This is a genomic window from Kordia sp. (assembly GCF_050633145.1).
GTDB lineage: Bacteria > Bacteroidota > Bacteroidia > Flavobacteriales > Flavobacteriaceae > Kordia.
Window position 1 is genome coordinate 123,284 of record NZ_JBOEFY010000015.1, and the last position, 13,527, is coordinate 136,810.

Here is a 13,527-nt window from a genome sequence, read left to right on the forward strand (position 1 = left end):
CTCGTTAAAATTTATTTTAAATATTGGCTAAGAACTATACTTTTGAAAGAACTTATTAATAAAAAGTATATTCGCTATAGCAATGTTTGCTAGCAATCGCTTTATAAAAGAGAACTAAGATGAATAAACGTATTTTCGGTATAAAAACGATAGAAGTTCTTGTGTTTACAGGTTTGTATTTTTTATTGTCTATGGCATACCATTTAGCAATCTTATTTAATACACCGCTGGAATATAGAAAAGCCACAGATTTCTTCAGTCTTGATAAATGGTTTGATCACGCTGGATTACAATATGTAATTATGTTTATTGTTACTTCCATTATTTGGATGGTGGTATTCAAATTTTGTAAGCATTGGAAATTGCCAAAGCGATTACTACTACATCTGTTAGGGTTACCATTATTTATAGTGTTTGCATGGAAAGTGTTTCATTATGTATGTGAAACGCTAGGATATACTCATTTAACAGGCTCTGGTGAAGTTTGGGATATTTATATTCCGATGCTAATTTATTTGATACAGTTTTCATTATTTCATGCGTATGAATACTATGTAATTAATCAGCGAAAGGTTCAATATGAAATTGAATTGAAAAATACAGCATTAAAAAGTGAATTGAGCGCCATAAAAGCACAATTGAATCCACATTTTTTATATAATGTATTTAACACAATTAATGCTAGTGTTCCAAAAGAAATGGAAGATACGCGTGAAATGATTGCCGAACTTTCCGATTTATTCCGTTACCAATTAAAAGCCAGTCGAGAAGATTTTGTCACATTAGAAGAAGAGCTCGATTTTGTAAATAAATACCTGAAATTAGAAAAGCGTAGATTTGAAGATCGACTTCAAATTAATATCGAAGTTGCTGATGGGTTGCTTTCGCGAAAAATTCCACCAATGCTGCTCCAACCTTTAGTGGAAAACTCTGTAAAACATGGAATTTCTCCTTTAGTAAAAGGTGGAAAAATAAACATCATCATTAAAGAACAGCATGAAAAATTGATCTTTGAAATTAATGATACTGGCGTTGGTGTAGAAGACAAAGAACGTATCTTTAACGTAGGTGTTGGTATTAGTAACACACAAAAGCGTTTGCAAAAAATGTATGATTCTAGCTTGCAATTCTCTGATAATATTCCTTCTGGACTTAAAGTATATTTTGAATTATAACCAAACAGATGAAACAAGCATTTTTTAAAAACAATATGTATTAGCACATGAAAAAGGTTGTCATTGTAGACGATGAGAAATCAGGAAGAACACTCATCAAAGAATATTTAGAAGACCACAAAGAGTTAATCCTTGTTGGGGAAGCTAATAATGGTGTAGATGCAATTAAAATCATCAATAAGTTTCAACCAGATTTAGTGTTTATGGACATTCAAATGCCTGGATTGACAGGTTTTGATGTATTGGAACACTTAAATGAATTACCAACTATTATTTTTAGTACAGCTTATGATAAATATGCTTTGAAAGCCTTTGAAGTGCATGCAGTTGATTATTTGTTGAAACCGTATACAAAAGAGCGTTTTAACAAAGCGATTAGCAAGCTAAAAGACAATTCGCCAAGTCAGATTGTACCTTTAGTAAACGAACATATTCTGTCTAAAGATTCGTTTCCCGACCGAATTATTGTTGAAAAAGGCACAAAATACGTCACACTTGCTACAGAAGATATCTCCTATATAGAAGCGTATGGAAGTTATTCTAAAATTTACGATGCTAGCGAAGGCTATTTAAGTAATCGTGGAATTTCACAATTGGAAGAAAAACTCAATCCCAAACAATTCATGCGCATTCATCGTAGCATTATTGTGAGTTTGACTGCCATACGAGAAGTTTCAAAATATGGAAAAAGCTATATTTTAATTCTGAAAAACAACGAAAAATTGAAAGTGAGTCGTAGCTATGCGAATAAGATTAAGGAATTAATTTTATAGATTTTAGATCGCTTCGCTGTTAGAAGTTAGATCGCTTTGCTTCGACAAGCTCAGCATAAAGCTGTTAAATCGCTGTATATTTAGATACTAGAGTGTCGATTTTCTCGTTTTTGTTGTAATAAGTTAAAGAATATGAAAAAACTAATATTATTTTTTATAACACTATTAATTACTTTAAATAGTTACAGCCAAAACAAAACCATATCAAAAGAGGAATTAAAAATTAAAAACTTAATCTCGGATTTTGTTTCAGAAGAATGGAGAAAAGTAAGCCATTCAAAAGACAGTTTATTAAATCTAGGCGAATCTTCAATTCCTTATCTTATTGATCTACTAAATTCTCCTAAAGCCTATAACAAATTAAAAAACACAATAGATCTCATTTATCCCGGAGCTGAAGAATTTTATGGACACGGTCCTATTGTAAATTATGATATAGATTGGATTGCAATTCGAGCAGGTTGGGTTTTAGAAAGTCTAACGTTTCAGGATTTTGGTTTTCTACACAATGTTATTAGTGAAAAAGAATTAATGGAATTACACATAAAAAACTATGCTACATATGCTGAAACAGGTAAACACAAAGTAAATTTTAAAAAAAGTGAATTAAAAAAACTTAATGGCAGTATTCGAAAAGTAAAAGATTGGTGGAAAAAGAATAAAAATGGTTGGACGCCTCTTATAGAGCTAAAAAATGCAATTTTTAGTACTAATACGAATCGTCAATTAAAAGCTCTTGACCAAATGATACTGGTCAGATACAAGATAAAAGGGTTTAACCAAAAATGGTTTGACAAGGAACTTAAAAAACGAATTATTGAACTAAGTAAATCCAAAGACGATGAATTATCAAGCTATGCTAAATGGATATTGTCTCTAGATATAGATGAAAATATTAGTGATGATGATTAAACTTATATATTAAATATTTATACAATTTCAATGAAAGCAAATAGCTTATTAACACTCACTAAAGGAGAGGGTTTATGTATTGATTGCGGAACAGATGTTTTTAAAAAAACAGAATAAATTCCAATAACAAATCGAGTCTAAAATCTAACAGCGTTAGCAGTCTAATATATAAAAGCGCAGCGATCTAAAATCAGATACAAACTTATTTGTCAACTAACCGCATTATCTTATCTTTGCGGACTATTCAATACTAATACGAATGAAAATATCATACAATTGGGTAAAGCAATTTATTCAACTTGACTGGGATGCTGAGAAAACGGGCGAACTCTTAACTGATTTAGGTTTAGAGGTTGAAGGCATCGAAAAATACGAATCTGTACAAGGAGGATTAGAAGGCATTGTTATTGGACACGTGCTCACTTGTGTACAACACCCAAATGCAGATCGCTTAAAAGTAACTACTGTCGATTTAGGAACTGGTGAACCGATACAAATTGTGTGTGGTGCGCCAAATGTTTCCGCAGGACAAAAAGTACCTGTAGCTACGGTTGGAACGACTTTATATGATGCCGAAGGAAAAGGATTTAAGATCAAAAAAGGGAAAATTCGTGGAGAAGTTTCTAATGGAATGATCTGTGCCGAAGATGAACTTGGTCTAGGAGAAGGTCATGATGGAATTATGATTTTAGATGAAGAATTAATTCCTGGAACAGCTGCAAGCGAAGTATTTGACATTGAAAATGATATGGTGTTCGAAATCGGTCTAACACCAAACAGAGCAGACGCGATGAGTCACCACGGAGTTGCTAGAGATTTAAAAGCTGGTTTACTTCAAAAAGATATCAAATTAGAATTAATTACACCTTCTACAAGTAGCTTTAGAGTTGATAATAGAACTTTAAAAGTTGATGTAGATGTGGAAGATAAAACCCTAGCACCACGTTATTGTGGAGTGACAATTTCTGGAATTCAGGTAAAACCTTCACCAGAATGGTTACAACATCGTTTGAAAGCCATTGGTTTAGCACCAAAAAATAATGTAGTTGATGTTACTAATTATGTATTGCACGAATTAGGACAACCATTACACGCGTTTGACGCGAATTATGTTTCTGGAAATAAAATCATTGTAAAAACTTTAGAAGCTGGTACAAAGTTTACCACTTTAGACGAAGTAGAACGTGAATTACACGAAGACGATTTAATGATTTGTGATGCTGAAAAGCCATTGTGTATTGCGGGTGTTTTTGGAGGAATAAAATCGGGTGTGACTGAGAATACCACAAATATTTTCTTAGAAAGTGCTTATTTCAATCCTGTTTCTGTTCGTAAAACGGCAAAACGTCACGGATTAAATACAGATGCTTCTTTCCGTTTTGAACGTGGAATTGATCCAAATATCACAGAATATGCTTTAAAAAGAGCTGCTTTGTTAATTCAAGAATTGGCTGGTGGTGAAATTACAAGTGATGTTTCTGATAGCTATCCAACAAAAATTGAAGATTTCCAGGTACGTGTTTCTTTTGACAATATCACAAAGTTGATCGGAGAAGAATTGCCTAGAGAAACGATTAAAAATATTTTATCTTCTTTAGATATTAAAATTAACTCTGTAACAGATGGCGGATTGGGATTAACAATTCCTGCGTTTAGAGTTGATGTACAGCGTGAAGCTGATGTGATTGAAGAAATTTTGCGTGTGTATGGTTACAACAACATCAAATTTGATGAAAAGTGGCATACCTCAATTTCTAATACGTCACGTTTTGAAGATTATAAGTTGCAGAATGTAGTTGGTACACAATTGGTTTCACAAGGGTTTTACGAAATTATGTCAAACTCATTGACCAACGCTTCATACATTGAACTTTCTGAGCAATTACAAGCGGAACATAATATTACGATGTTGAATCCGTTGAGTAATGATTTGTCTGTAATGCGTCAATCATTGTTATTCTCAGGATTGGAAGCAATTTCACACAACATTAACCGTAGACAGAGTGATTTAAAATTATTCGAATTCGGAAAAACATATCACGCATATAGCGAAGGAAATCGTGAAGAACACAAACATTTATCTGTGTTTATTACAGGAAACGCAAATGCAGAAACTTGGACACAAGAGAAGCCTGTAGCTACAGAATTTTTCTATGCAAAAGGAATTGTAATGACTATTTTATCTCGTTTAGGAATTAACTCTTTAAAAGTTTCTCCTGTGAAGAACGATTTATTGTCTGAAGGAATTACCTTGAGTTTAGGAAAAACGAAATTGGTTGAATTTGGAATTGTAAAACGTAAAGTTGCCAAGTCGTTCGATATTAAACAACAAGTGATGTATGCTGATTTCAATTGGGATAACGTAATTGAAGTTGTAAAAAACAGAAAGATCAAGTTTAAGGACATTCCGAAGTTTCCAAAAGTTCGTAGAGATTTTGCATTGTTAATTGATGAAAAAACAACGTTTGCAGAAATTCATAACATTGCGAAACAAAGTGAACGCAATTTGTTGAAAGAAGTGAATTTGTTTGATGTATATGAAGGTGATAATTTACCACAAGGGAAGAAAAGTTACGCAGTGAGTTTTACACTTCAAGACGAACACAAAACCTTAACAGACAAGCAGATTGATAAAATCATGAATAAATTACAGCAGAGCTTTGAAAAGCAACTTGGTGCTGAATTGAGGTAACACTTCGACTCCGCTCAGTGTGTCACATTTCGACTCAGCTTAGTGTGCTGAATTTTAAAATATATGAACGCTTTTTACTTCGGTAGAAAGCGTTTTTTTGTTGACAAGAACGTCCGTTTGAATCGCAAATTTGTGATTCATGGTATTTAGAATCTAAACAAATGAATTAAACGAAGAATATTAAAAATCGTGATTTTTAGTATAATTTTAGATGAAATACTCTTAACTTTAATTTCTTACCTAAATTTAGGTATTGGTAATACTAAAAATGATAGGAATTTCTATTGTATCAATATTTATAAACTATATGAAAAAACTAATTTACTTTTTAATACTGATTGTAACTGTTTCATGTTTGAATAAAAAGGAATCTAAATCAGCAATTGCTGCAACCACTACAGTAAATAATATTGACAAAAATGGATTAGAAATTGATTTAACACTTCTTTCTAATATAAAAAAGGATATCAAAAAAGAACCAACTAAGTTAAATAGAGAAGTCTGGAATTACGATAAAGAAGGAAATGAAGAACACTACTTCTTAGATAAAGGTTTAGTTTTCAAATTTGTAAATGAGCAAAAAGCGCATTCCATTTTCAACAAATATCACGATGAAGTTATCAAAGGAAACAATTATATATTTCTTACAAATATGGACTTTGATGAATCATATAATAGTTATTTCGACATTGTAATTATTAATGGTTCTGATCCGTTCGAACTAATTAAAAAAATTGGAACAAATGGCGTGAACTATGATGTTTATAATCCTGATGTTATTAAAAAATTGAAGGAATGGAATGAACAAGTTGATTTCAAATTTGTAGTTATTGATGTTTCAAGAATCCATGCGTATATGGGAAAACTTCCGAGCGATCTAAAAAAGTTTTCTTTAGATGTTTATAAATTTTGTCCAGATGTAATTGACCAAGGCTATGAATCAATGGAAGAAATGATTATGGATTATAAACAGAATAAGTATTTCTGGCTTTGGTGGGACTAATATAAGGCTGATGCATAACGAAATCACACCGAAATAATTTTTAGGTTTAATTCAATCTTAAGTTAAAAGCTTAATATATAGTCTTTTATAGAAATTAAATTTTATAAACAAGTTCTCTTTTCATAAGCAAAGTAAACATAAAAAGTCTTGGTATTATTTTTGTTGCAGATGTAAGCATGAAATTATACTACATTTTACTATTCGTTAGCACTTTTGCTTTTGGTCAAATTAACACAGAAAAACTAGCAGGTAATACTTGGTATAAAATTTCTAGTTCTGATGGCATAATTGTGTATTCTGTTTTTAAAAAACAACAACAGAGAAGTTTTCAATTTACACTTAACAAAGATCATTCTTTTAGCATACCACATTCAACAAGACCTAGGCGATGTGCTAATAATAATATTAGGAATGGAAATAATATTAAGACTAGAAATAATGTTAACACTAGAAATCGTAAGGCGACTAAAGAGATTGAAAAAGGCACTTGGAGTGTCGAAATTATCGATGGCGATTCCATATTGATTTTAGATAGTACACGACGCCACATGCGTTATAAAATACTCTATGCAAGTTCTAGTACGCTAGAATTGCAGAAATACAGATAAAAAATAAGGAAAAACCATACTTTTTAATACATATTTTTTTTGTACATTTAAACCTCATGAAAAAAAGTAAGTTATGTTAGATAAAATTTCAAATCTCGACGGGTTTAGTTTTATAAATAAAAATGGACAGCGAAATATTGTTGGCGGATTACCACGTTTTTGTACAGATACAAAACCTTGCGATTATCCTTGGCAATGCTACAGTGGAATTTGCAGATTAGCTTAATACCTTCATTTTTACAATAAAAAATAAATAGAAATTCCGATATTCAGTAAACCGCTGAATATATTACATATAAAAAAAGTCCCTTGAAACAATTTCAAGGGACTTTTTAGTTGTATACTTTGTGTGAATTATACTTGTACTCCGTACATTTTTTCACGTTGTTCTTTTATTTTTGGATCATTCATATAATCATCAAAAGTTAAGTATCTATCGATAACTCCACTCGGAGTCAACTCAATAATTCTGTTGGCAACTGTTTGTGCAAACTCATGATCGTGCGTTGTAAATAAAACGGTTCCTTTGAAGTTTTTCAATGAATTGTTAAACGCAGTAATACTTTCTAAGTCCAAGTGATTCGTTGGTTCATCAAGCATTAATACGTTTGCTCTAATCATCATCATTCGCGATAACATACAACGAACTTTTTCTCCTCCTGATAGTACTCTCGCAGTTTTTAAAGCTTCTTCTCCACTGAAAATCATCTTCCCTAAAAATCCACGAACAAATACTTCTTCACGTTCTTCTTCTGTTTTTGACCATTGACGTAACCAATCGACCAAAGTCATATCATTATCAAAGAATTCAGAGTTATCTACAGGTAAGTACGCTTGCGACGTTGTAACTCCCCATTTAAACGTTCCAGCATCAGCTTTAGCATTTTCATTGATAATTTGATAGAAAGCAGACGTTGCACGCGAATTTTTAGAAATTACTGCAACCTTATCGCCTTTTGCCAAGTTGATATCTACATTTTGAAATAATACTTCGCCATCAGCACTTGCTTTTAATCCTTCTACATTTAAAATTTGATCTCCAGCCTCACGATCTCTGTCAAAAATAATTGCAGGATAACGACGGCTCGATGGTTTAATATCTTCAACTTTTAAACGTGCCAACATTTTTTTACGAGATGTTGCTTGTTTCGATTTTGCAACGTTTGCACTAAATCGCAATATAAATTCTTGTAATTCTTTTGCTTTGTCTTCAGCCTTTTTGTTTTGCTGAGCACGCTGTCTTGCTGCTAACTGACTACTTTCGTACCAAAACGTATAGTTTCCACTGTAGTGGTTTATTTTTGCAAAATCGATATCTGAAATATGTGTACAAACTGCATCTAAAAAGTGTCTATCGTGAGAAACTACAATAACACAGTTGTCATAATTTGCTAAGAAATTCTCTAACCAAGCAATTGTTTCAAAATCCAAATCATTGGTAGGCTCATCCATAATTAACACATCTGGATTTCCAAAAAGTGCTTGTGCCAATAACACACGTACTTTTTGCTTACCATCCAATTCGCTCATTAAAGAATAATGGTTTCCTTCTGCAATTCCTAAGTTTGATAATAATGCAGCTGCATCCGAATCGGCATTCCATCCATTCATTTCTTCAAACTCAACTTGCAACTCACCTACGCGTTCTCCATCTTTATCTGAAAAATCTACTTTCGCATAAATTTCGTCCATTTCCTTTTTTATAGCAAACAATGGTTTGTTTCCCATAATTACAGTTTCAAGTACAGGAAGATCATCATACGCAAAGTGATCTTGTTCTAAAACGGACATACGTTTACCAGGTTCTAAGCTAACATGCCCAGATGTAGCATCCATCTTTCCTGATAGTATTTTTAAAAAAGTGGATTTACCAGCGCCGTTAGCTCCGATAACACCATAGCAATTTCCTGTTGTAAACGTCGTATTTACTTCGTCAAATAACACACGTTTTCCAAATTGCACTGATAAATTAGATACAGATAACATTCTTTTCGTTTTTTAAACTTTTTTATATATTGCGCAAAAGTAAGAATTAGATTGAATATTACTAGGATTTAAAGCGAATTTTAGTTCGGTTAGTCTTAACGTTTTAACTTCTATTTTTAACAGCCTATTAACACCGTATTGCATTTTGGATAGTTAGTTTTGTTAAAACTTGAAAAAGAGTTCATCAAATTGCTATGAAATATATAACCCCATTATTACTCATATTAATTTGCTTTGGTTGTAATGACGCCCAAAAAACAAACGCAGAAGACGTTGTGTATTTTGGTGGAGAAATTATAAATCCAGGCGACGAATATGTGATTCTATATCATAAAGGAAAGTTTGTAGACTCTTTAAAACTAGACGATAACAACCGTTTTATGGGAAAATTGAAAAACCATAAAGACGGATTGTATAAGTTTTATCACTATCCTGAATATCAATATATCTATTTGGAAAAAGGCGACAGTTTGTTGTTGCGTTTGAACACCTATAAGTTTGACGAATCGTTATTTTTTACAGGAAAAGGTGCTGAGAAAAACAACTTTTATATCGAATTATATTTGTTAAATGCAAGTCATGAACGACCAATATATCAGTATACAAAATTAAATAGTGAAGCATTTCTTAATAAAATAGATTCTTTACAAGATATTAAACTCACCAAACAAGAAAAGTTTTTAACAGCTAACCCGAATGTTTCTGTCGCATTTAAAAAGTTTACAGACAAAGCCATTCAATATAGAAATTTTAGATATTTGGAAACATATCAAAATATGTTTTACAAACGCAAGAAGAAAGATTCTACGTTAAAGATTGTCGATTCTTTTTTTAAGTACAAATCTAAGATTGATATGAATGATTCTACAATGAGTCATTATCGTCCGTATGCGCGTTACATTATGCAGCATATTAACAATTCATCGTATAGTGAATGTTTGCAGAAGTATTTGAAAGGTGATGAAAAAGCATTGAATTCTTCTTTGACTTATAATAAAAATAAATTGGCACTTATTGACAGTTTAGTGACGTATCCGTACTTGCGAAACGAACTGCTTCGCTTTACTGCATATTCATATTTTAGAAACAATACGTCTGATATTGTAAAGAATAATGAATTCTTTAAAATGTATCAAACTATTGCTACAGACGATAAATCGAAAGAAGAAATTACAAACTTGCATAACGGAATTAAGAGTTTACAATCGGGCAATAGTTTTTCAAATCAAATTTTTGTCTATGATGACAAACATGCACGCGTTCCAGTAAATCAATTGAATTCAAAACGTGGAAAGACTATTTTTTACTTTTGGACTTCTAAACAGAAACCTCACAAACGATTAATTACAAAAAAGATTAAAGCTTTAGCGGAAAAATATCCAAACTTAAATATTGTCGGAATCAGTTTAGATACAGATCATAAGCGTTGGAAAAAAGATGTAAGAGATTTTAACTTCCCAAAAAGCAGGCAATACCGAGTTGGAAAAAGAGAAAATGTATTACGCGATTTTGCTTTAATTAGCATTAACAAACTAATCATAACTGGTCGTAGTGGCAATATTGTAGATGCATTTGCAGATATTTATAGTGAAACTTTACACGATCAATTCAAAAAATAAATACACAAATACAGATATAAAAAAAGCGTCTTAGAATTTCTAAGACGCTTTTTTGTTTGTAAAAGTATGACTACTTTATTATTTAAAATTTAGCATTTTACATTTATAATTTTAAAATGCCTAGTTTCCTTTTTTATAATCTGCTAAGAACTTTTCCAATCCGATGTCAGTTAATGGATGTTTCAATAAACCTACAATCGATTTTAATGGACCTGTCATTACGTCTGCGCCAAGCTTAGCACAATCGATCACGTGCATTGTATGACGTACAGAAGCAGCTAAAATTTCTGTTTCAAAGGCATAGTTATCATAAATCAATCTAATCTCTGCAATTAGGTTCAATCCGTCTGTAGAAATATCGTCCAAACGACCAATAAATGGCGATACATACGTTGCTCCTGCTTTTGCAGCTAATAAAGCTTGTCCGGCAGAGAAAACCAACGTTACGTTCGTTTTAATTCCTTTATCCGAAAAATATTTACACGCTTTTACTCCATCAGCAATCATAGGTAATTTTACCACAATTTGCGGATTCAAAGCAGCCAATGCTTCTCCTTCTCTTACCATTCCTTCAAAATCTGTTGCAATTACCTCAGCAGAAACATGTCCGTCAACAATTTCGCAAATCGCTTTGTAATGGTTCAAGATATTTTCGGCTCCTGTAATTCCTTCTTTTGCCATTAGTGACGGATTTGTAGTTACACCATCTAAAATACCTAATGCTTGTGCTTCACGAATTTGATCTAAGTTAGCCGTGTCAATAAAAAATTTCATCTGTTATCTATTTTAATATATAAAAGTTGTGTTTTCTAATTTGGGCGTTTTTACAGGCTATTCGCTATATCTTTTTTAAAACGAAACGTCTTTGCGAGAATTTTTTAAAAATTCATGGCAATCTGTTTATTCAACAAACAGATTACTTCGTCGTAAACTCCTCGTAATGACGTATCAAAATATAAAAAAGGATGTCGCTGCTATCCTTAACGCAATTTGGCGTAAAATTACAATATTAAAGTATGTGAAAACAAACTCTGTGTATAGAATAATTCCTTATTTATTAACATTTTACTAAACCTAAGTAAAATGCAAAATAACAGTATATTTCCGCGTGCTTCTCTCCTATCTGTTTACAAACAAATTCATTTATTCATAGCCTTTTCCAAATACTAATATATCCGAAATATCACACCAAGAATATATGCATTCGTTCGAATTTTCAGCACTCGTTCCTGAGCTATCATTACAAAAACTATCCCATCCGTAGACAATAGAAGTAATATCAAAATTATACCATTTAGCACCAGAAGATGAAGTTAGTCCAAATCCTCTATGTGGATCTTTTAAAACTTTGTCTCCTAGCCTTCTCAAATCCGAAATAAAAAAACGCAGCGTATTTTTCGTAAACTCCAATTCTTCTTTATTCGACATTTGTGCTGCATCTGTAAAAAGTGCTGGTTCTTCAATACTATTCCAATTTTCATCAAATTGAACTGATTCAGAAGTAAATGATTCCTTAAAAATAGCTAATAACAAGTTAGCCGTAACATTCTTAGCAGCATTCAGTTCTACTTGAAATAATAGTTTTCTAAAATATTCTTCTTCAGGAATATTATATTCATCAACACCTTGAACTAGTATTTTTAGTTCTTCAAGAAAATCATCGTACTTCATGTTTGATAGTTATATTTTAAGTAAAGTTAAGTCTTTCGCTTCAATTTTTCAGATAAGATATACCGTTTAACTTCAACTATTGAATGCGTCTTTTCAGATTTTTCAAAGTCATATGTATCAAAGAAAAACACAATACACTAGTAACTGCTCAGTTATAAAGTAGAAGATCCTGATTTACATCAGGATTAGTTCAACTAGCACTATTGAATGCGTCTTTTCAGACTTTTCAATAGTGAGTTTCACTAAAAAAAAGCCTGCATTACACAGGCTTTACAATTCAAAATTTCAAAGTATAGCTACTGTTAATTACACTATAAAAACAGCAGTATATTTTTGTTTTGTTTCTTACTAACAAATTACGATAAAACTTACGAGACTTTGATCTAAACTTGTATAGATGTCATGTTTATGTGTAATGTTGGTATACTATCGTGCATGCTTAAGTAGAGTTGCAGGAAACTTTTTTTGCACCTTTTCCGTGAGATATACATTGTGTTCTGATTTTTCAACAAGTATTTCTAAAAAATGACGAAATTGTTTTTTGTCATACTCGCGAAATGGTATTCGCACATCCTCTTTTTTAATAAATCCCAATTCCAATTCTCCCGTCATTGAAGGAATACCAATATAATTTAAGTCTTTCAAATTTCGTTTCTTTTGCCAACAATTATTGAATATTAAATTATCATTATCTATGAAAATTGTTACTGGATGTCTTAGTTTATATACGATATAGGTAATGATATCTGCGCTTAAAATTATAATTAAAAATAGCATCATACTAAACTCAAAAGTGCTGCTATTATTCCAATTCTCTTTTTCGAACAAAAAAGAGAATACAAACGGTATCATTCCAATATATTTAGATAAATTCAAGGATTTTCGATAACTTTTCAATGTAATATCACTTTTAAAATTATGTGTAAAGACTGAAAGTTCCCAAATTAATAATATGGTAAAAAGGAAAAGATTTACTACAATTAGTATCCAAAGTGGAAACTCAAAGAAAATCCCTAATAAAAATATAACTCCTAGTGTTAATATCGCAATGAAGTATTTCATTCAAAAAAGTTTATAAACTATCAGTA

At 31.6% G+C, this 13,527-nt stretch carries 12 protein-coding genes; 8 read left to right on the forward strand and 4 right to left on the reverse strand.

The genetic code is table 11. The features are described 5' to 3' along the window. Positions 1–119 precede the first annotated feature (119 nt). From ACRBBL_RS07870 to ACRBBL_RS07900, 7 genes are all read left to right on the forward strand, one after another. Positions 120–1,175, forward strand: coding sequence for a sensor histidine kinase (locus ACRBBL_RS07870; protein WP_431368481.1), 1,056 nt, complete (start codon positions 120–122; stop codon positions 1,173–1,175). Positions 1,176–1,222: 47 nt separating this feature from the next. Beyond that, entirely contained in the window at positions 1,223–1,948 is a 726-nt protein-coding gene (locus tag ACRBBL_RS07875) for a LytR/AlgR family response regulator transcription factor (RefSeq protein WP_431368482.1), read from the forward strand. A 132-nt stretch (positions 1,949–2,080) separates the two neighbouring features. Continuing rightward, positions 2,081–2,860 carry a hypothetical protein gene (locus ACRBBL_RS07880; protein WP_431368483.1) on the forward strand — a complete coding sequence of 260 codons (780 nt, stop codon included), beginning with the start codon at positions 2,081–2,083 and terminating at the stop codon, positions 2,858–2,860. A 259-nt stretch (positions 2,861–3,119) separates the two neighbouring features. Beyond that, complete coding sequence (gene pheT / locus ACRBBL_RS07885; protein WP_431368484.1) at positions 3,120–5,552, forward strand: phenylalanine--tRNA ligase subunit beta; 2,433 nt, start codon at positions 3,120–3,122, stop codon at positions 5,550–5,552. Positions 5,553–5,859: 307 nt separating this feature from the next. Continuing rightward, on the forward strand, positions 5,860–6,555 hold the full coding sequence (locus ACRBBL_RS07890; protein ID WP_431368485.1) for a DUF4253 domain-containing protein: 696 nt from the start codon (positions 5,860–5,862) through the stop codon (positions 6,553–6,555). 176 nt (positions 6,556–6,731) lie between these two features. Further along, entirely contained in the window at positions 6,732–7,163 is a 432-nt protein-coding gene (locus ACRBBL_RS07895) for a hypothetical protein (protein WP_431368486.1), read from the forward strand. Between the two features lie 73 nt (positions 7,164–7,236). Then, on the forward strand, positions 7,237–7,389 hold the full coding sequence (locus ACRBBL_RS07900; protein ID WP_431368487.1) for a hypothetical protein: 153 nt from the start codon (positions 7,237–7,239) through the stop codon (positions 7,387–7,389). A gap of 128 nt (positions 7,390–7,517) precedes the next feature. On the opposite strand, the gene ACRBBL_RS07905 is transcribed toward ACRBBL_RS07900, so the two are convergent. After that, a complete protein-coding gene (locus tag ACRBBL_RS07905) occupies positions 7,518–9,149 on the reverse strand; it encodes an ABC-F family ATP-binding cassette domain-containing protein (RefSeq protein WP_431368488.1) in 1,632 nt (543 codons plus the stop codon). Positions 9,150–9,343: 194 nt separating this feature from the next. On the opposite strand from ACRBBL_RS07905, the gene ACRBBL_RS07910 reads away from it, so the two are divergent. Further along, positions 9,344–10,768, forward strand: a complete 1,425-nt coding sequence (locus tag ACRBBL_RS07910) for a thioredoxin-like domain-containing protein (protein ID WP_431368489.1) — start codon at positions 9,344–9,346, stop codon at positions 10,766–10,768. A 120-nt stretch (positions 10,769–10,888) separates the two neighbouring features. On the opposite strand, the gene fsa is transcribed toward ACRBBL_RS07910, so the two are convergent. The 3 genes from fsa to ACRBBL_RS07925 form a co-directional block, all read right to left on the reverse strand. Next, positions 10,889–11,542 (reverse strand): fructose-6-phosphate aldolase, encoded by a 654-nt coding sequence (gene fsa / locus ACRBBL_RS07915; RefSeq protein WP_431368490.1) that lies wholly within the window; start codon positions 11,540–11,542, stop codon positions 10,889–10,891. A gap of 369 nt (positions 11,543–11,911) precedes the next feature. After that, positions 11,912–12,439 carry a hypothetical protein gene (locus ACRBBL_RS07920; RefSeq protein WP_431368491.1) on the reverse strand — a complete coding sequence of 176 codons (528 nt, stop codon included), beginning with the start codon at positions 12,437–12,439 and terminating at the stop codon, positions 11,912–11,914. Positions 12,440–12,865: 426 nt separating this feature from the next. Continuing rightward, on the reverse strand, positions 12,866–13,501 hold the full coding sequence (locus tag ACRBBL_RS07925; RefSeq protein WP_431368492.1) for a hypothetical protein: 636 nt from the start codon (positions 13,499–13,501) through the stop codon (positions 12,866–12,868). Positions 13,502–13,527 lie beyond the last annotated feature (26 nt).

Excerpts from the sequence above, each read along its gene's own strand:
- ACRBBL_RS07890 (WP_431368485.1), top strand. The coding sequence starts at position 5,860 with ATGAAAAAACTAATTTACTTTTTAATACTGATTGTAACTGTTTCATGT.
- ACRBBL_RS07925 (WP_431368492.1), bottom strand. The coding sequence starts at position 13,501 with ATGAAATACTTCATTGCGATATTAACACTAGGAGTTATATTTTTATTA.
- ACRBBL_RS07895 (WP_431368486.1), top strand. The coding sequence starts at position 6,732 with ATGAAATTATACTACATTTTACTATTCGTTAGCACTTTTGCTTTTGGT.
- ACRBBL_RS07905 (WP_431368488.1), bottom strand. The coding sequence starts at position 9,149 with ATGTTATCTGTATCTAATTTATCAGTGCAATTTGGAAAACGTGTGTTA.
- ACRBBL_RS07870 (WP_431368481.1), top strand. The coding sequence starts at position 120 with ATGAATAAACGTATTTTCGGTATAAAAACGATAGAAGTTCTTGTGTTT.
- ACRBBL_RS07920 (WP_431368491.1), bottom strand. The coding sequence starts at position 12,439 with ATGAAGTACGATGATTTTCTTGAAGAACTAAAAATACTAGTTCAAGGT.
- fsa (WP_431368490.1), bottom strand. The coding sequence starts at position 11,542 with ATGAAATTTTTTATTGACACGGCTAACTTAGATCAAATTCGTGAAGCA.
- pheT (WP_431368484.1), top strand. The coding sequence starts at position 3,120 with ATGAAAATATCATACAATTGGGTAAAGCAATTTATTCAACTTGACTGG.
- ACRBBL_RS07880 (WP_431368483.1), top strand. The coding sequence starts at position 2,081 with ATGAAAAAACTAATATTATTTTTTATAACACTATTAATTACTTTAAAT.
- ACRBBL_RS07875 (WP_431368482.1), top strand. The coding sequence starts at position 1,223 with ATGAAAAAGGTTGTCATTGTAGACGATGAGAAATCAGGAAGAACACTC.
- ACRBBL_RS07910 (WP_431368489.1), top strand. The coding sequence starts at position 9,344 with ATGAAATATATAACCCCATTATTACTCATATTAATTTGCTTTGGTTGT.
- ACRBBL_RS07900 (WP_431368487.1), top strand. The coding sequence starts at position 7,237 with ATGTTAGATAAAATTTCAAATCTCGACGGGTTTAGTTTTATAAATAAA.